The following is a 16959-nucleotide window of genomic DNA, read 5'->3' on the forward strand; positions in this document are numbered from 1 at the left end:
TCTTCGGCTAAAACGGCACCCGGGGCGTACGTTATCCGCAAATGAGGGCCAGGGGACGCGTTTAAGGCGACATGCCCAAGGCTGAAATTAGGTGGAACCACGGGAACAACGTTCTCGTCCTGATGCGAAGACATCAAGGCGGGGGCGTTTTTTATTGCTTTGTAAGGTGTCCGGGATCTCCCTTTTTGGACACGCATTAATGCGGCACGGGGCGGAGTTCCCGTCGTGCTGCCGAGCAATGGAGGCGATACCCATGGAGCCGCAGTATTCGGTTCGACTGAAGGACGGCTCAGTCCGCCGGTATCCAGCGCATACGACGTTTGCCGAGATTGCTTCGGATATCGGACCTCGCCTTGGTCGGGAGGCGGTCGCGGCCAAGGTCAACGGGAAGATCGTCGACCTCAGCCGTGAACTGGAAGACGACGTCGACTTAGAAATCCTCACGCTCGACAGTCCGGAGGGTGTCGACGTGATGCGCCACACCTGTGCCCACGTCATGGCGCAGGCGGTCTCAAGGTTGTATCCAGGCGTCAAGTTTGCCATCGGTCCGGTGATTGAAAACGGATTTTATTACGATTTTGCCGATCACGTCTTTACACCGGAACAGTTTCCGGAGATTGAGGCGGAGATGCAACGTATCATTAAGGCGGACTATCCGGTTGAGCGGGAAGTCATCAGCCGTGAAGAGGCGCTGCGGATGTTCCGGGAGCGGGGAGACCGCTTCAAGGTCGAAATCATCGAAGACCTGCCGGAGACAGAAACGTTGACCATCTACCGACAAGGCGAATTTGTGGATCTCTGTCGCGGTCCACACCTGCCCTCGACGGGCCGCATCAAGGCCTTTCGGCTCATGTCGATTGCCGGCGCCTACTGGCGGGGGGATTCCAGCCGGGAACAGTTGACGCGCTTGTACGCGGCGGCATTTGCCAAAAAATCCGAGCTGGATGCCTATTTGCAGCAGTTGGAGGAGGCCAAGCAGCGGGATCACCGCAAACTCGGCAAGGACCTGGGCATCTTCATGCTTTCCAAGGAAGTGGGACAGGGCTTGCCGCTCTGGCTGCCGAACGGGGCGACGGTGCGGCGCATCATCGAACGCTACATTGTCGACCTGGAGGAGAGTCTGGGTTATCAGCACGTGTATACCCCGCACCTGGCCAGTGTAGAGCTCTATAAGATTTCGGGGCATTGGCAGCACTATCATGACGACATGTATCCGCCGATGCAGATGGACAACGAGGAACTGGTGCTGAGGCCGATGAACTGTCCCCATCATATGATGATCTACAAGTCGCAGATGCACAGCTACCGAGACCTGCCGCTGCGCATCGCGGAGCTCGGGACGATGCACCGCTACGAGATGTCTGGCGCGTTAGCCGGACTACAGCGGGTGCGGGCGATGACCTTGAACGACGCCCACATCTTTTTGCGGCCAGACCAATTAAAGCAGGAATTCTCGCGCGTCGTCCGGCTAATTGAGCGCGTGTATCGGGACTTTGGCATCACCGAGTATTACCACCGCCTGTCGTATCGCGATCCGTCCGATACGGAGAAGTATGTCCAGAACGATGAAATGTGGGAACTGGCGGAGCGGATGCTGCGCGAAGCGATGGATGACATGGGCCTGGAGTACGTGGAGGCTCCGGGAGAGGCGGCGTTCTACGGACCGAAGCTGGATGTGCAGGTGCGCACGGCGCTCGGCAAGGACGAGACCCTGTCCACCGTACAGCTGGACTTCCATTTGCCCAACCGGTTTGACTTAGAGTACATCGGCGAGGATGGGAAGCCGCACCGGCCGGTCGTGATTCACCGTGGCATCGTCGGTACGATGGAGCGCTTCGTTGCGTTCTTGCTGGAGCAGTACAAAGGGGCGTTCCCGGCTTGGCTGGCGCCGGTGCAGGTACGTGTTGCGACTGTGGCGGAAGATTTTACGGATTACGCAAATGCGGTCGCCGAGGCGTTGCGCGGGAAAGGGTTCCGTGTTCAGGTCGATGCCCGCCCGGAAAAGATTGGCTACAAAATCCGCGAGGCTCAGGTGCAAAAGACGCCGTATACGCTGGTCATCGGCGAGAAAGAACGGGCTTCGGAAACGGTGAGTGTACGCCGCTACGGTCAAGGTGACTTGGGAGTCATGTCTTTGGCTGAGTTTTCCGCTCGCCTTGGCGAAGAAGTGGCGGAAAAACGGCTATTGGTGCAGACCGGTTGACGATGGCACGCAAGTCCGCTACAATGAATCTGCTCAACTAACAAGTGAAGATGACGGAAAGAAGGAGCTTCCCGCTTCTCACCTTGTGGGCAAATGCCGACGGGTTACCGAAATGACCGACGAAGGACGGTATGCATCAAGGATGCTTGCGTGGACGATGCAACGCGTCCAAAGACGGCCCATGTATGAACGAGGCGCGGGACAAAAGTCCCGCGCCTTTTCGATGATGAGGGAACGCCGGTAGGCAGCCATTCTCGCCGGCAGGCGGAGCCGCAGGGCAGCGAATTTTGGAGGTGAAATCTTATTAGCAAAGACGGATATCTGGTCAACGACGGAATTCGGGCACGGGAAGTCCGTGTCATCGACGTTGATGGGACCCAGCTTGGCATTATGGGAATTCGGGATGCCCGGCGCATTGCGGAGGAGAAGGAACTGGATTTGGTCGCCGTGGCGCCGACGGCCAAGCCTCCAGTGTGCCGGATTATGGACTATGGCAAGTTCAAGTATGAACAGAGCAAGAAGGAAAAAGAGGCGCGCCGCAACCAGAAGATCGTGACGTTGAAGGAAGTCCGGATGACGCCTAACATTGAGGAACACGACTTCCACGTCAAGCTGAAAAATGTTGTGAAGTTCCTCAAGGAAGGGGATAAGGTTAAGGTCTCCGTGCGCTTTCGCGGTCGCCAGATCACGCATTCGCAGCTGGGGCAACAGCTGTTGATGAAGTTGGCGACTAGTGTTTCGGAGGACGCCATCGTCGAACGGATGCCTAAGCTGGAAGGTCGCCAGATGATTATGATTCTGGCTCCCAAACAGCCGTCTTCGTGACCAGCCTGCCGTTGGACGACAACGGCTTCGATTGAGTGTCCGGAAAGGGGTCAGGTAAGACCCAAGCAGCGCGAGGAAGTTAGCCCAAAATGCGATCCGAGCGTACGTTTCTGGGTACGTGAGGGGGGCCTGGTCCCCAGTGGGGACCGTTTAGGCCGGGCGATAGCCCCGGAGCCTTTTGGACGCTGACGAAGCAATGTGCCGGGGGAGTTCTGACCCCTTTCCGGACCACCTCTTAGAACGTGAATCATGGAAATGGAGGACGTATATATGCCAAAGATGAAAACGCACAGTGGGACAGCGAAACGCATCAAGAGGACGGCTTCTGGCAAGCTGAAGCGGCCGCATGCGTTCGCCTATCACAAGGCGGTCAAAAAGTCGCCTGCACGCAAGCGGCGGCTGCGTGGAACGACCCTGGTGTCGAACAGCGATTTGCGCCGCATCAAACAGATGATTGCCCACTAACCCAGATCATCCCGGAACTGAACCAGCATGTGAGGAGGAACAGGACTCATGGCACGCGTAAAAGGTGGCATGGTGACACACCGTAAACATAAAAAGATCCTGAAAATGGCCCGCGGGTATCGCGGATCCAAGCACCGTCTGTTTCGTACCGCGAAGCAGCAGGTGTGGAAGTCTCTACAATACGCCTATCGGGATCGCCGCAATCGCAAACGCGACTTTCGCCGTTTGTGGATTCAGCGCATCAATGCCGCGGCCCGCATGAACGGTCTGTCGTACAACAAGTTTGTCCACGGCCTGAAGTTGGCGGGCGTTCAGGTGAACCGCAAGATGCTCGCGGACCTAGCGGTCACAGACAAGCAGGCGTTTACCGAACTGGCCAACGTCGCCAAGTCGAAACTGGAGGCGTAATGAATTGCGTGTCCGGAAAGGGGTTGGGTAAGACCCAAGCCGTTCGATGGGAGTTTTGACCCCTTTCCGGGCAGCCGCTATAAATTGGATACGTCCATTCCCGGCGGAAGTCCGCCGGGTTTTTCGTAACTGGCGACAGCAGCCGGCGCTCCAGTCTCGGGAGGGAAAAGACATGTACATTGAGTCGGCCGCCAACGACAGAGTCCGTGCTTGGGCGCGTCTCAAAACGCGGCGCGGGAGGACCCAGCAGCGGGCCTTTTTGGCGGAAGGGCCGCGCCAGCTGCAAGAGGCGCTGGCCGCCAGGGTTGAAATTCTGGCCGTGTTGTGGGATGTGAGCCGGGATGAGCTGGATACGGAAGTGCAGCGCGAATTGGCTCGTCGGAGCATTCCGTTTGTGGAGCTTTCTCCACAGGCGTTTGCGGCAGTGTCGGATACCGTGACCCCGCAAGGGGTGATCTCGGTAATCCGTTTGCCCGAGCCCGGAGCCGTGAAACTTCCGGCCCGCTGCGTCATGTTGGACGGTATTCAGGACCCAGGCAACGTCGGCACGCTGCTGCGCACCGCGGAGGCGTTCGGGCTGACGCACGTCTGCTGCGCGAAAGGCACGGCCGATCCGTTTTCCCCGAAGGTGGTTCGGGCGGCAATGGGTGGGTTGTTTCGGCTTACCGTCATAGAGCAATCGGCCCTCGATTTTGTTCGTGACTGGCGCGCGGAGTGGCCGGACGGACAGGTGCTGGCAGCGGGTGCGGACGGATCGGCCGAATGCCATAGACTGGACTATCGACGGCCGACGCTGATGGTGATTGGCAGCGAGGCGCATGGGGTCTCGCAACTGGTTCAGCAAGCGGCAGACCACGAGGTGCGCATTCCCATGCCTGGCGGTGCAGAAAGCTTGAACGCTGCCGTGGCGGGAGCCATCCTGTTGTATGAGATGACGCGTCCAACTTGAATCAGCTCTGTCCGCCGACGGACGGTGGTTCTTCTCTGGACACCCCGGTCGCTTTTGTGACGGAATCCATCTTCCGCTTGAGCCAGCGGTGGAACCACCAGTACGCCGCGGCTAAGGCGGCCACGATGAGGATGGCGGGCAAAAGATACTTCTGCCAATCGGCAAGCACCGCATGAATCATTTGTTCAATCAAAGAACCGGCCAGGATGAACGGCGCTGTCCAGAGCAAGGATGCTACCAGCATCACCGGGGCATAGATGACCAGGCGAATGCGGTTGATGCCCGCAATATACGGCACAAAGATCCGCACAAACGCAATGTAGCGTGAAATCAACAAAGTGGGTACAGTATACTTGGCAAAGATGGCGTCGGCCTGCGCCAGTTTATCTGGGGTAAGGCGGACATAGCGGCCGTAGCGAAGCAGAAACGGGCGACCGAGCACTCGGCCCAGCAGATATGCCACCATCGATCCGGCATACGTGCCAAACGTGGCCGCGACGATGAGCCAAAAGAGGCTGATTTGCCCGTCTGCGCGCTGGGCGAGCACGCCCGCAGCGGTTAACGTAGTTTCGCCAGGAACCGGTACGAACAGATATTCCAGTGCGAGGGCGCCACAGATGCCCCAATACCCATAGACCTGCATCAGGTGTTCAATAAAGTGCACGGGCCTCTTCCTTTACCGCGAATTTGAGCACACAAACTGTCTACAGGTATCTTATCAGTGACCATGACAGCCGTGCTAGGGTGTTTCTGGCACGGAATACGGCAATTTTTCGAGGGACTGAGCCATGATGGGGAACGCATACAATATGTGGGTGGTGCCGCTATTGGCGATGCTGGTGGCACAGGTCTTGAAGCCCATCCTGCTGATGGTGCGCCTGCGCCGCTGGGACTGGAAAATGATGAAACAGTCTGGCGGTATGCCGAGTTCACATACCGCCCTTGTCGTCGCGCTTGTCACGGAACTGTGGTTGCGCGAGGGGGGAAGTAACCCTGTCTTGGCCATTGCCATGTTTGTTGCCCTGATTGTCATGTACGATGCGGCGGGCGTGCGCTGGCAGACGGGCAGGCACGCGGCTGTCCTCAATCAACTGCTGCGCGACCTACAGGGGCGAAAAGACCTGTTTCAATCGTCCGAAGAGTACGCTCCCCAGTCGGATTCCTCCGCGCCCATCACGCGTTTGAACATCGTCAAGACGCCCTGGTGGTTGATTGACTGGCCGATTTTGAACGAACACGTCGGCCATAAGCCGACCGAAGTCCTGGGCGGCTGCGTGGTCGGGGTGCTGGTGGCATTGTGGGTGCACTTCTGACCTCGCCCGCTCCCCCAGGGTTCCGCCGCACCCCATGCTACGGCCCTTCGTTTGTCTTTCCCCAGCCCTGCCTCTCCAGACCTTGGGCTTTTGCCCATCTCTCCATGGACTAGTTCCGCATTCGCCCTGCTCGCATATAGTGGGCTCTGACCACCCTACAAGTGCGAGGAGGAGGGTGCATGGATAAACAATGGCGCTTCTACCGTCCTTATCGGAGTCCGTTTGACCCGTGTGCGCCCAAACGTGTCAAGGCATACATCGTTCCGCCCAATCAATTCATCTCGTTTCAACCGTCAGGGCTTAAGCAGTTTTCTCCGCACGAGGCGCTGCGCAAAGGGACATTATGGCCGGACCTGTACAGTCCGTATGAGCCGCCCGTACGGGAGGAGGTCGACCCATGACGCGCCCGGTGCCGAAAGAGTACTACCGATATTTGTACGAGCTGCAGGCCGTGGACTTCGTCTTGGTCGAATTGACGCTTTACCTCGATACGCACCCGGACGACCAGCCGGCCGTAAGCCAGTTTCATCAGTACCAACGCCGCAAGCAGGCGTTGATGCAGCAGTTTGAACAGGCTTTCGGTCCCTTGCTTGAGTTCGGGAACAGCCCGGTGGGGGCACATTGGTCCTGGAATGACAGCCCGTGGCCGTGGCAGGTCTGACAGGCGCCCTGATACATCGAGCGTGCCAACCACTTGTCGACGGGCATCGGGAGGGTGATGATGCGGTGTGGATTTATGAGAAGAAGCTTCAATACCCAGTCAAGGTTTCAAAGTGCGATCCCCGTTTGGCGAAGTACCTGATTGAGCAGTACGGCGGGGCCGACGGCGAACTCGCGGCGGCCCTGCGTTATCTGAACCAGCGATATACCATACCAGACAAGGTGATAGGTCTGTTAACAGATATCGGAACGGAAGAGTTCGCCCACCTTGAGATGATTGCCACGATGGTCTATAAGCTGACCAAAGATGCCACCCCAGAACAGTTGAAAGAGGCGGGGTTGGGTGACCACTACGCAGACCACAGCTTCGCGCTGCACTACCACAACGCGGCCGGCAACCCGTTTACGGTCACGTATATCCAAGCCAAGGGCGATCCGATTGCCGATTTGTACGAAGACATTGCGGCCGAAGAGAAGGCGCGCGCGACCTATCAGTGGCTCATCGATTTGACCGACGACGTGGATATCCAGGATAGCCTCAAGTTTCTGCGTGAGCGCGAGGTTATCCACTCGCTACGCTTCCGCGAGGCGGTGGAAATCCTAAAAGAGTACCAGAGCGAGAAAAAAGTGTTTTAAGACGGCGCCTTCCCGGGCCGTAGCTTAACCGGCACGAAACCGCGCACGCTGTTCACCAGCCACAACCGCTCGGCTCGTTCCACATCCACCTTGGACAACGAGCGCTCCAGTATCCGTCCCTGGCGGATGAGCCAACGGCGCAGGGTGCCATCGAGGAGCCCGCATGAACAAGGCGGTGTGTAAAGATGGCCCCTAATCTCGGCCACTAAGTTACCAATGGTAAACTCGGTGGCCTCTTCGCGCTCATTCCAGAGCAGCACGTCAAACACGTCCCCGGCCTCCCGACGATGGTGATCGTAGACCGTGCGGAGCGTAGTCTTATGGAACAGGAACGGATTGTGGCTGTCCACTGGCGACTTCGCCCAACGAACGGGTTGCGCCTCACCCTCGGGGATGAGAGACAGGGGCGTTGCCTCCGTGGTGAGGCGGCCTTCCCGGTCTGCGAGCAGTCGCACCCGCCAACTGCCCGTTGGGTGCGTCGCGGCGACCTCTTGCAGTCGCTCTTGCACCCGACGGGCGTCGAGGCGAAAGCGAAAGTAATGGGCCGAGTCCAGCAACCGCTCCATGTGTTCTGCCAACAAGTGAAACCGTCCGTCCACGAGGCGGAGCGTCTCCAGCAGCTGGAAGGGAGGACGTGGACGTAAAACAGCCTCCGTCTTGAGCAGAGCCTCTTGATACTCCTCCTCTGCCCCGGAGTCCCAGGTGATGCCACCCCCGGTTCCGTATACCGCAACATCGTGTTCGTAATCCACCACAAGCGTGCGAATCGCGACGTTGAATATAGCCTGCCCTCCAGGGGTGATGTAGCCCATGGTGCCGCAATAAACTCCCCGGGGCTCCGTCTCCAACTGGGTAATGTGAGCCATCGTCTGTGCCTTCGGCGCCCCGGTTACCGATCCGCATGGAAACAGTGCGGCTAGGATGTCGAACCACGAAACTCCAGGCCGAACCTGAGCGGACACGGTGGAAGTCATCTGCAAGGCGGTTGGGTAGACCTCGACATCGAACAGTGAGTCAACCTGCACCGTCCCCGCCTTCGCGATTCGCCCTAAATCATTGCGCAGCAGGTCGACAATCATGACGTTTTCCGCGCGGTTTTTCTCCGACTTTCGCAGGGCTTGAATGTGGGCTTCATCCTCCGCGTTCGTGCGTCCGCGCGGATAGGTTCCTTTCATCGGACGCGTTTCCACCCGGTTTCCGTCGAAGCGAAAAAATAGCTCGGGCGACAGCGAAGCGATACCGAAGTGGCCAAGTTCCAGACACGCGGCATACGGCGGGGCCGGGGAATCGAGACAGGTTCGAAACCAGTCCCAGGCGGAATTCAGACTCTTCGCTTTCATGCGAAAGGTATAATTGACTTGATAGGTCTCCCCGTCGGCGATGGCGTCTCGAATGGTGCGAATGGCGGCATTGTAGTCGGCTTGAGATAAATTCGGTTCCCACCTGAGTTCAGGCGCCATGCCTGGCTCATTGGCGTCCTGGGACGCTGTGCCCGAACGGGAATCTGGCAAGGGGCCCGAGGCCGAGAGTACAGGATGGCGAAAGAGGCCAAACCAGACCAACGGCAAACTACCTTGTGCTGGACGGGTAACCAACACAGGGTCAAACGCCGGTGCCGCTTCGTAAGCCACGAATCCGGCTGCGTATTGACCTTCCCGGCAAGCTCGCTGTACGTGTCTGAGCGCCGGTAGAACTTCATCCACGCGGTATGCGGTGACCACCTCGTCCGGTTGAGTGAAGACCAGCGGATGTGTTCCGAGAGATGCGTCCGCGGTTTGTGCAAAGGCGAAATAGGCAAACGGGGGTGTGTGCGGCTGGTAGCGAATGCGTATCTCGGATCACGCCTTTCCAGACAGGGAATTCTAGTGGGTTCCTTACGAGCCTATTATAAAAGACGGCGAAACTTGAGAGGACAGTGAGATTTAAGAGGAAAAGGAGAGCATAAGAGGATGTCGTCTTCACGCCAGCGCTCAAACCGCCCGTCCCACGTTCTGTTTTATCTGGTGACCATGCTGTACTGGTTCGCGATGTATACGTACGTTCCGATTTTGTCCCCGTATATCCGAGCCATCGGCGGCAGTTACTTCTTTGTCGGTGTGGTCATTGGCAGTTACGGGTTTACCCAGATGCTGCTGCGGGTTCCGCTCGGGATTTGGTCGGACCGGTTGGGACGCCGGAAATTGTTTATTGTCTCGGGGGTGGCCTGCGCGGCTCTCTCCAGCCTGGGCTTTGCCCTGACCAGCGACAGTTGGTCCGCTTTGGGCTGGCGAGCTCTGGCCGGGGTGGCGGCTGCCAGTTGGGTCGCGTTCACCGTCTTTTTTTCCAGTTCCTTTCCGCCCGAGGAAGCGCCGCGGGCCATGGGCCTCATCAGTCTCTACACCAGTCTCGGACAGATGGCCGCCACCACGTTGGGGGGATTTTTGGCTGAGGATTACGGGTGGCACGCGCCGTTTTGGGTCGGAGCCGGCGGTGGTTTGCTGGGACTCGTCTTGGCCTTCTTCATCCGCGAATCGGTGACGGTGGCGCGGACCCCGGCGCGGGTTGGTGAACTGCTGCGGATGGGGAGGAGTTGGCCGCTCCTGTCCGTGTCGCTGTTGGCCATTTTCGGGCAGAGCGTGACCTTTACCACCATGTACGGGTTTACCAGTCTGGCCGCTGTGCACATCGGCGCGTCGAAGGCCGCACTGTCCGTTTTGACACTGGCAACGACCCTGCCCAATGCAGTGGCCGGTTACGTCGGCGGGACCTATTTCGTGCGCTGGTTTGGGGAACGAGTGACCGTGTCTGCCGGATTTATTTGCGCCGCCTTGGCGACAGCCGTGGTTCCCGTTGTGCATACCCTGTTGGTGCTGATGCTGACCCAGGCGGTCAACGGTTTCGCCCAAGGCGTGTTGATCCCGATTTTGATGGGGTTGTCCATCCGTGCGGTCCCAGAAAATCGGCGCGCCACCGCCATGGGCTTCTTTCAGGCCATTTATTCCATCGGCATGTGCGCAGGACCGTTTGTGTCTGGTTGGTTGGGCCAGTGGCTCGGGCTGTCGGGGGTATTCTGGTTCACCGCCTGTGTCAGCGTCATCGGCGGACTCTTATGCCTGATATGGATTCCCAGGGTCCGGCTGTTAAAGCCGACCTCCACGACGGCTCGTGTTGGGTAACCAATGGTGTAGGCTGGCCCTGGCCCGCGTCAGGTGCGCAGGTCTCGTGTGGAGCGAACACCGCTCGACTCAGGTACCGCGCATGACCAGAAGGCCAGGGGCATATCGTTGGAAGCAGGGTTTTCTGGCATCAATGTGGAATAAGAAAAGTGATTGAGTGCGAATTGGTGGATTCGTAGGGTAAATATGCTTTGGTGGCATTCGTGAAAATTCTCTGAAAAGGAGAATCGCCATGAAGATTTCTGGGAGTAAGGCGTTTCCTACAGACCCGATGCACACCTATGAACTACTGATTGATCCGGACGTCATCGCGCGGGCGATGCCTGGGATGAAATCGTTGGAGAAGAAGAGCGATTCTCTGTATGAAGCGACGATGGAGGTCGGCGTGGCAGGCATCAAAGGGTCCTACCAAGGGACGTTGGAGCTGTTGGACGTGGAACCTGGAAGTCATTACCGACTCGTGGTACACGGAGAGGGCCCCATGGGGTTTATGGATGCCGATGTCGCCGTGTCCCTGGCCGCCGCGGATGGGGGCGGATCGCAGGTCGTCTATGAGGGCGAAGCGAAAGTGGGCGGGACCGTAGCCGGGGTCGGTCAACGCGTGCTGTCCGGCGTCGCCAAATTCCTGATTGGCCAATTTTTCAACGGGGTTGTCAAGGAAGCGCGGCGTTCTGTGACCTAAGCAAAGCCGAATGAGGAGTTGAGCCTGCAAAGAGTAGGGAGGATGGGTGTTGCCTGGAATTGCACCGCGCTTGCACGAAAACGGGTACATTGCCGATGAGGACCTCGCCGCGATGGTGGATCTGGCGCTATCCCTGAAGCGTCCGCTGTTGCTGGAGGGACCCGCAGGCGTCGGCAAGACCTCGCTGGCTGTGGCGTTGTCTCTCGCGCTGGGTCGTGAATTGGTCCGCCTGCAGTGCTACGAAGGCCTGGATGCGGCTGCGGCTGTGTACGACTGGAACTACCACAAGCAGCTGGCCGACCTCTCGCGACACGCGGATGCAGACGTCTTCACCGAGCGGTACTTCTTGCCGCGGCCACTGACACGGGCCCTCCTTTCCGACGGCGGGGCCGTGTTGTTGATTGATGAGGTTGATAGGGCGGACGCCGGTTTTGAAGCCTTGCTGCTGGAGTTTCTTGCCGAATTTCAGGTGAGCGTGCCCGAATGGCAGTCGATTACGGCCCGTGTCGAGCCCGTGGTCGTAATTACGTCCAATCGCACGCGCATGCTCAGTGACGCCTTGCGTCGGCGTTGCTTGTATCACAGCCTCACCTGGCCCAGCCCACAGGAGGAGCGTGAGGTATTGCGTCTGCATGTTCCGGGTCTGCCCCTGAGTGCAGCGGAGAATTTGGTGCAAGCGGTTCAGCAAATGCGTTCCTGGGATCTGCAGAAACCGCCTGGACTCGCGGAGACCATCGACTGGGGGCAAGCCTACCTGGTCTCGCACGGTACGTGGACGTACGAATGGGTGTCACGCACCTTGGGCTGCGTCATCAAGGACAGCCTGGACCTCGAGACGGTACGTGCCCGTCTGGCGCAGTTGGTGGAACCGGATACCTGAAAGAAACCGGTTTCCTCCCTCTTTCAGGCGCAACGGGCGATGGACCGGGCGGTACAAGCGCAGTCGCTGGCACCTCGTACGTCGCCTTTGCTTCCGGTAGGAAGGCTGGGGATGGGGCGTGCCAGCCGCGGTGCAGGGGGAGACATCGACGGTTTACCTCCGCACTTGCCAACCTGGGCGGCGCGGCCGATTCAGGCGGTTGGGCTGCCGCTGATGCGCAGTCGTCGCTCTTGGGGTAAGCGCGGCGCCAGCGGCGTCGACTGGCGTCGTTCCCTCCGGGAATGGACGAAGACGGGGCAACTAGGACCTGACTTTGTCGCGCGGCGTTCCCGCTTCCAGTCAGGGCGCTTGGTCGTCCTCTGGGATGTGTCGGCGTCGATGGCCGAGTTTATTCCGCTGTACATGCCTTGGGTGTACGCGCTCGTCCGCGACTTGCCACAAGTGGGCGTGTTTTTGTTTGCCCACCGTCTCGTCGAGGCAACGGCGTTGTTTCACCGGCCGTACCCGGGTACATGCCAGGCGCTGCAGAGCCTGCGCCAGCTTTGGCGCGGTGGGACCCGCTTGGGCGACACCGCCGCAGAGTGGGTTCAGCGCCAGGGATCGAATTGGCTTTCGGAAACTACGACCGTCCTCGTCGTCAGCGACGGATGGGACGCGGGCGATCCGGCTGTGCTGGCGGACGCGCTGCGCGCGATGCGAAAGGCGGGCAGCCGCATCTTATGGGTTCATCCCTGGCTGGGGACGCCTGGGTTTGAACTGAAAACTCGCGCCCTCCTCGCGGCTAGACCGTACGTGACCCGGATGTACCCAGGTCATTCGGTCCCCGATTTATTGCGTGTGGCCTGGGAATGAGAGGCGGTCGTCCGGGTTCGTGGTTGCTACGCAAGGCAGGTAAGTGCCATGCCTTCGCGTCAAGTTGACCCCGGACGGACCCTTCATCGCCTAGTGGATACGAATTCGGAACTCGAAGGGAGGGTCGCGGCGCTCCTCCCCATGCCGGACCGTGGGGGGCCAAGCGCCGCACACTTCGATGAAACCAGTCTCGTTTTCCTATGTCCGACCGCATTCCCTGGCGGAAGCCCTCGACATTCTGGCCCATGAGCCGGATGCCAAGGTGATTGCGGGCGGGCAAAGCCTGATTCCACTGATGAATTTCCGCCTCAGTCGACCGAGTGTGCTGGTAGACATCAATGGACTGACAGAACTGACAACGATTGAAGTGGTGCACGGCCGCCTGCGTATCGGGGCGGTGGTGCGGCATCAGCAGCTGCATACCGATTCAACCGTGCGGGCATGCTTCCCGGCTTTGGCGGAAGCGGCTGGCGAAATCGGGCACTGGGCCATTCGCACCCGCGGCACCATCGGCGGATCCTTGGTGCATGCGGATCCCGCGGCGGAGCTGCCTGCAGCCATGGTTGCGGCGGGCGCGGAATTGGTGCTGCAAAGCGCCGATGGCGTCCGGCGCGTGCCTGCGGACGAGTTTTTCTATGGCTATCTCATGACCGGAATTGGGACGGATGAAATTTTGACGGCAGTGGAGCTACCGGTGCCGACCGAGACTCGTTTTGGGTTTGCGGAGCACGCGCGGCGTCCCGGAGATTTCGCCCTTGCTGGGGCGTTTGTCGAGGTGTACGCCGGAGGCGGCGCGGGGGCCGTGACCTGGTTTGGCGTGGGCGGCCGACCGGAACGCCGCGAGCTGGAACTGCCTAGCGAGGGCTTGCGGCGGCAACAAGTTTTCGCGGAGGCGCTGGTCGACGTGGACGCTCCCGAAGACGAAGACGAGGCTTGGTACCGTCGACGGATTGCCCAATCGGCCGCCGAACAGGCGTACCAACGAGCCGTGGCTGGGAGGGGGATGTGAAGATGTCTGTGCGTGAGTATTCGACGGCCAATCGGCCCACAACCCGAGTGACGCTGGTGGTCAACGGCCATCGGCATACGCTGGACGTGGAACCACGGTGGCTGTTATCGGATGTCCTGCGCCATCAGTTGGGTCTCACCGGGACTCACGTCGGGTGTGAGCAGGGGGTCTGCGGCAGCTGCACCGTTCTCGTCGACGGGCAGCCTCAGCGCAGTTGTCTCTTGTTTGCTGTACAGGCGGAAGGGCATGAAATCACGACCATCGAGGGATTGACCCCGGAACAGGGCTTGAGTCCATTGCAGGCAGCGTTTGAGGAACATCACGCCCTGCAGTGCGGATTTTGTACGCCGGGCATGATTGTCACGGCCGAAGCGCTACTCAGGACCTGCCCGAACCCGGACGAGGCGAGGATTCGTGACGTGATATCGGGGAATGTTTGCCGCTGCACCGGTTACCAGTCGATTGTGGAGGCGGTGCTAAGCGCGGCCCGCGCCCGCCATGAACCCACGGCGGGGCAGACCGAAGCGGCGGTCGATGGACGGGAAGCGGCGACAGGAGGGAATGGGGCATGACACTCACTCCAGGGCCACTCAAACCACGCCTCACCGGCGCGCGGGTGACGCGGCTGGAAGATGCGCGTCTGTTGCGCGGCCGAGGACGTTACCTGGATGACATCGATCTCCCCGGAACGCTGCATGTAGCGTTTGTCCGCTCCAATCGCGCGGCGGCGCGGATTCGCGCGATTGACGTGGCGGAAGCGGCGGCGCTGCCTGGTGTGCACGCGGTATGGACGGCGGACGATTGTGACATTTCCTTATATACCAAGCACTACGAAGTCGGCCAGCCCGTGCTCGCCAAGGACGAGGTTCGTTACGTCGGCGAACCCGTCGTGGCGGTGTTCGCACAAGACAGATACATTGCTGAAGACGCGGCGGAGTTGGTGCGTATCAGCTACGACCCGCTGCCGCCGGTTCTCGACGCGGCTGCGGCGCTGTCGCCGCAAGGACGGCGCGTGCATGCGCACCGGGACAACGTTTTTCATCATACTGAACATGAAACGGAAGGCTTCGCCGAGGTGTTCGCCAGCGCGCCCCATAAGGCGCAGGCCACGTTTGTGACACACCGGCAGACCGGCGTCTCCATGGAGCCGCGAGGCTGCATGGCGCAGTTGGACCCCGCCACCGGACGCTTGACGGTATACGTTTCCCACCAATCGCCGCACCAGTTTCGTTCTCAGCTCACGGAATTGTTGCGGATGCCGGAAAACCAGATTCGCGTGGTAGTGCCTGAGGTCGGCGGGGCGTTTGGCATCAAGGCGATGCTCTATCCGGAATACCTGCTTGTCGCCGACGCCGCCAGGCGGCTCGCGCGCCCGGTAAAATGGGTCAGCGACCGGACGGAGAGCCTGTTGGCGGACGCGCACGCGCGCGACAATCGCCACGAGGTAGAGGTCGCGTTTGACGATGAAGGACGGATTTTGGCGGTTCGGGACCATGTCTTTGGGGATACCGGCGCCTACCCGTTTTTAGGTTTTCCAGGCGCCGTCGGGGAAGCCGGCTGGGCCACGAGCATGTTGACCGGTCCGTATAAGATTCCGCACGTGTCCATCACGGTGGATTGCTTCTTTAGCAACAAAGCGCCGGTGGGTGCCTACCGCGGCGTCGGAGGCCCGGTCGGGGCGCAGGTGCAGGAGGGAATTGTCGAGTTGGTGGCCCGCCAACTCGGAAAAGACCCTGCTGACGTGCGCCGCGTCAATTTCATTCGCGATGAGGACTTTCCGTACCACACGGCCACCGGCAATGTGTACGATCCCGGTTCCTACGCGGAGTCGATGGAGCAGGCGCTGGCGCTGATTGATTACGAACGCTTTCGGCGTGACCAGGAGACGTGGCGCCGGCAGGGAAGGTACCTGGGGATTGGCATCTGCACGTTCGTCGAACCGTCAGCAGGCGCCGAGTCGGAGGCCGGATCGACCCCGTACGAGGCGGCATCGATTCGTATTGAGCCGACCGGAACTGTGACGGCCGCGCTGGGGCTAGGACCGTCTGGGCAGGGCCACGAGACGACCATGGCGCAGTTGATTGCGGACGAACTCGGCGTGGACATCGGCGATGTGGTGGTCATCCACGGGGATACGGACAGCGCTCCCTTCGGCGGGGGCACCGGTGGCAGCCGATCGGGGACCATCGGCGGCGGTGCGGCCATTGTGGCCAGCCAGAAGCTGCGGCAGCGGCTGGTCAAGCTGGCTGCGCACCTGTTGGAGGCGGCGGAGGAAGATGTCGAGCTGGTCTCGGGCCATGCCCAGGTCCGAGGGGTGCCGGCACGCTCGTATTCGATTCAGGATCTAGCCCGCATTGCCTACACGGACGTCGCTCGACTGCCGGAGGACATGCAGCCGGGGCTGGAAGTCGTTGTGCGCTACAAGCCCCCCATGGCGACGACGTATTCCAACGGCACGCACGTGGCTCTGGTCGAGGTGGACACCCGCACGGGCTTCGTCAAGGTCCTCGATTATGCGGTGGTCAACGACTGCGGTCGCCTGATTAACCCGATGATTGTCGAAGGACAGATTCATGGCGGCGTGGCTCAGGGCATTGGCAGCGCCTTTTTGGAGGAGCTGCGCTACGACGACAATGGGCAGCTGGTGACCACGTCGCTAATGGACTATCTGCTCCCGGCCGCGACCGATGTGCCGCGGATGCGGGTGGAACACATCGAAACACCCTCAGACAACGTCGGCGGTTTCAAGGGGATGGGAGAAGGGTCGCTGATTGCGGCACCCCCGGCGTTGGCCAACGCGGTTTCCGACGCGTTGGCGCCATTTGGTGTGCTGGTTACGGAAATCCCGATTCGTCCGCAGCAAATCGTCAGATGGGTGGAACAGGGTAGTCATACTGCCTGATGGCTCGCTCTCCATGAAGC

The 16959-nt window shown here is 60.0% G+C and carries 18 protein-coding genes; 16 read left to right on the forward strand and 2 right to left on the reverse strand.

Translation table 11 applies throughout. From position 1 onward, the window contains the following. Positions 1–253: 253 nt before the first annotated feature. The 5 genes from thrS (at position 254) to H522_RS0100485 (ending at position 4850) form a co-directional block, all read left to right on the forward strand. Positions 254–2203: a threonine--tRNA ligase gene (gene thrS, locus H522_RS0100465; protein WP_035451937.1), complete on the forward strand. Its 1950-nt coding sequence runs from the start codon at positions 254–256 to the stop codon at positions 2201–2203. Positions 2204–2524: 321 nt separating this feature from the next. Further along, a complete protein-coding gene (gene infC / locus H522_RS0100470; protein WP_035451939.1) occupies positions 2525–3028 on the forward strand; it encodes a translation initiation factor IF-3 in 504 nt (167 codons plus the stop codon). Between the two features lie 270 nt (positions 3029–3298). After that, entirely contained in the window at positions 3299–3493 is a 195-nt protein-coding gene (rpmI, locus tag H522_RS0100475) for a 50S ribosomal protein L35 (RefSeq protein WP_026960798.1), read from the forward strand. A gap of 48 nt (positions 3494–3541) precedes the next feature. Continuing rightward, positions 3542–3901 carry a 50S ribosomal protein L20 gene (rplT, locus tag H522_RS0100480; protein ID WP_026960799.1) on the forward strand — a complete coding sequence of 120 codons (360 nt, stop codon included), beginning with the start codon at positions 3542–3544 and terminating at the stop codon, positions 3899–3901. Positions 3902–4073: 172 nt separating this feature from the next. Beyond that, entirely contained in the window at positions 4074–4850 is a 777-nt protein-coding gene (locus H522_RS0100485; protein WP_026960800.1) for a TrmH family RNA methyltransferase, read from the forward strand. A gap of 1 nt (position 4851) precedes the next feature. Here H522_RS0100485 and H522_RS20175 read toward each other — a convergent pair whose 3' ends face one another. Further along, positions 4852–5514 (reverse strand): DedA family protein, encoded by a 663-nt coding sequence (locus tag H522_RS20175; protein WP_051343543.1) that lies wholly within the window; start codon positions 5512–5514, stop codon positions 4852–4854. Positions 5515–5638: 124 nt separating this feature from the next. Between H522_RS20175 and H522_RS0100495 the strand changes: the two genes are divergently transcribed. The 4 genes from H522_RS0100495 to H522_RS0100510 all read left to right on the forward strand — a co-directional run bounded on the left by H522_RS0100495 (position 5639) and on the right by H522_RS0100510 (position 7459). Further along, on the forward strand, positions 5639–6163 hold the full coding sequence (locus H522_RS0100495; RefSeq protein WP_026960801.1) for a divergent PAP2 family protein: 525 nt from the start codon (positions 5639–5641) through the stop codon (positions 6161–6163). 179 nt (positions 6164–6342) lie between these two features. Continuing rightward, positions 6343–6564 (forward strand): spore coat associated protein CotJA, encoded by a 222-nt coding sequence (locus H522_RS0100500; protein WP_026960802.1) that lies wholly within the window; start codon positions 6343–6345, stop codon positions 6562–6564. Beyond that, positions 6561–6824 carry a spore coat protein CotJB gene (locus H522_RS0100505; protein ID WP_026960803.1) on the forward strand — a complete coding sequence of 88 codons (264 nt, stop codon included), beginning with the start codon at positions 6561–6563 and terminating at the stop codon, positions 6822–6824. Before H522_RS0100500 ends, H522_RS0100505 begins: the two co-directional genes overlap by 4 nt. A gap of 65 nt (positions 6825–6889) precedes the next feature. After that, complete coding sequence (locus H522_RS0100510; RefSeq protein ID WP_026960804.1) at positions 6890–7459, forward strand: manganese catalase family protein; 570 nt, start codon at positions 6890–6892, stop codon at positions 7457–7459. Here the strand turns inward: H522_RS0100510 and pabB are convergent. Continuing rightward, complete coding sequence (pabB, locus tag H522_RS16635; protein ID WP_155836088.1) at positions 7456–9162, reverse strand: aminodeoxychorismate synthase component I; 1707 nt, start codon at positions 9160–9162, stop codon at positions 7456–7458. The genes H522_RS0100510 and pabB overlap by 4 nt on opposite strands. Before the next feature lie 246 nt (positions 9163–9408). On the opposite strand from pabB, the gene H522_RS16640 reads away from it, so the two are divergent. The 7 genes from H522_RS16640 to H522_RS0100550 all read left to right on the forward strand — a co-directional run bounded on the left by H522_RS16640 (position 9409) and on the right by H522_RS0100550 (position 16939). Next, entirely contained in the window at positions 9409–10614 is a 1206-nt protein-coding gene (locus tag H522_RS16640) for an MFS transporter (RefSeq protein WP_051343544.1), read from the forward strand. 232 nt (positions 10615–10846) lie between these two features. Next, positions 10847–11296, forward strand: a complete 450-nt coding sequence (locus H522_RS0100525) for an SRPBCC family protein (protein WP_026960805.1) — start codon at positions 10847–10849, stop codon at positions 11294–11296. 49 nt (positions 11297–11345) lie between these two features. Further along, on the forward strand, positions 11346–12176 hold the full coding sequence (locus H522_RS0100530; RefSeq protein ID WP_245577956.1) for an AAA family ATPase: 831 nt from the start codon (positions 11346–11348) through the stop codon (positions 12174–12176). A 111-nt stretch (positions 12177–12287) separates the two neighbouring features. Further along, positions 12288–13028 carry a VWA domain-containing protein gene (locus tag H522_RS16645; protein WP_051343545.1) on the forward strand — a complete coding sequence of 247 codons (741 nt, stop codon included), beginning with the start codon at positions 12288–12290 and terminating at the stop codon, positions 13026–13028. A gap of 178 nt (positions 13029–13206) precedes the next feature. Then, on the forward strand, positions 13207–14037 hold the full coding sequence (locus H522_RS0100540) for an FAD binding domain-containing protein (RefSeq protein WP_026960807.1): 831 nt from the start codon (positions 13207–13209) through the stop codon (positions 14035–14037). Between the two features lie 2 nt (positions 14038–14039). After that, the gene (locus H522_RS16650; RefSeq protein ID WP_051343546.1) at positions 14040–14609 is read left to right on the forward strand and encodes a (2Fe-2S)-binding protein; all 570 of its coding nucleotides are present in this window, start codon (positions 14040–14042) and stop codon (positions 14607–14609) included. Continuing rightward, complete coding sequence (locus H522_RS0100550) at positions 14606–16939, forward strand: xanthine dehydrogenase family protein molybdopterin-binding subunit (RefSeq protein ID WP_026960808.1); 2334 nt, start codon at positions 14606–14608, stop codon at positions 16937–16939. Before H522_RS16650 ends, H522_RS0100550 begins: the two co-directional genes overlap by 4 nt. Positions 16940–16959 lie beyond the last annotated feature (20 nt).

This window comes from Alicyclobacillus herbarius DSM 13609 (assembly GCF_000430585.1).
Classification (GTDB): Bacteria; Bacillota; Bacilli; order Alicyclobacillales; family Alicyclobacillaceae; genus Alicyclobacillus_G; species Alicyclobacillus_G herbarius.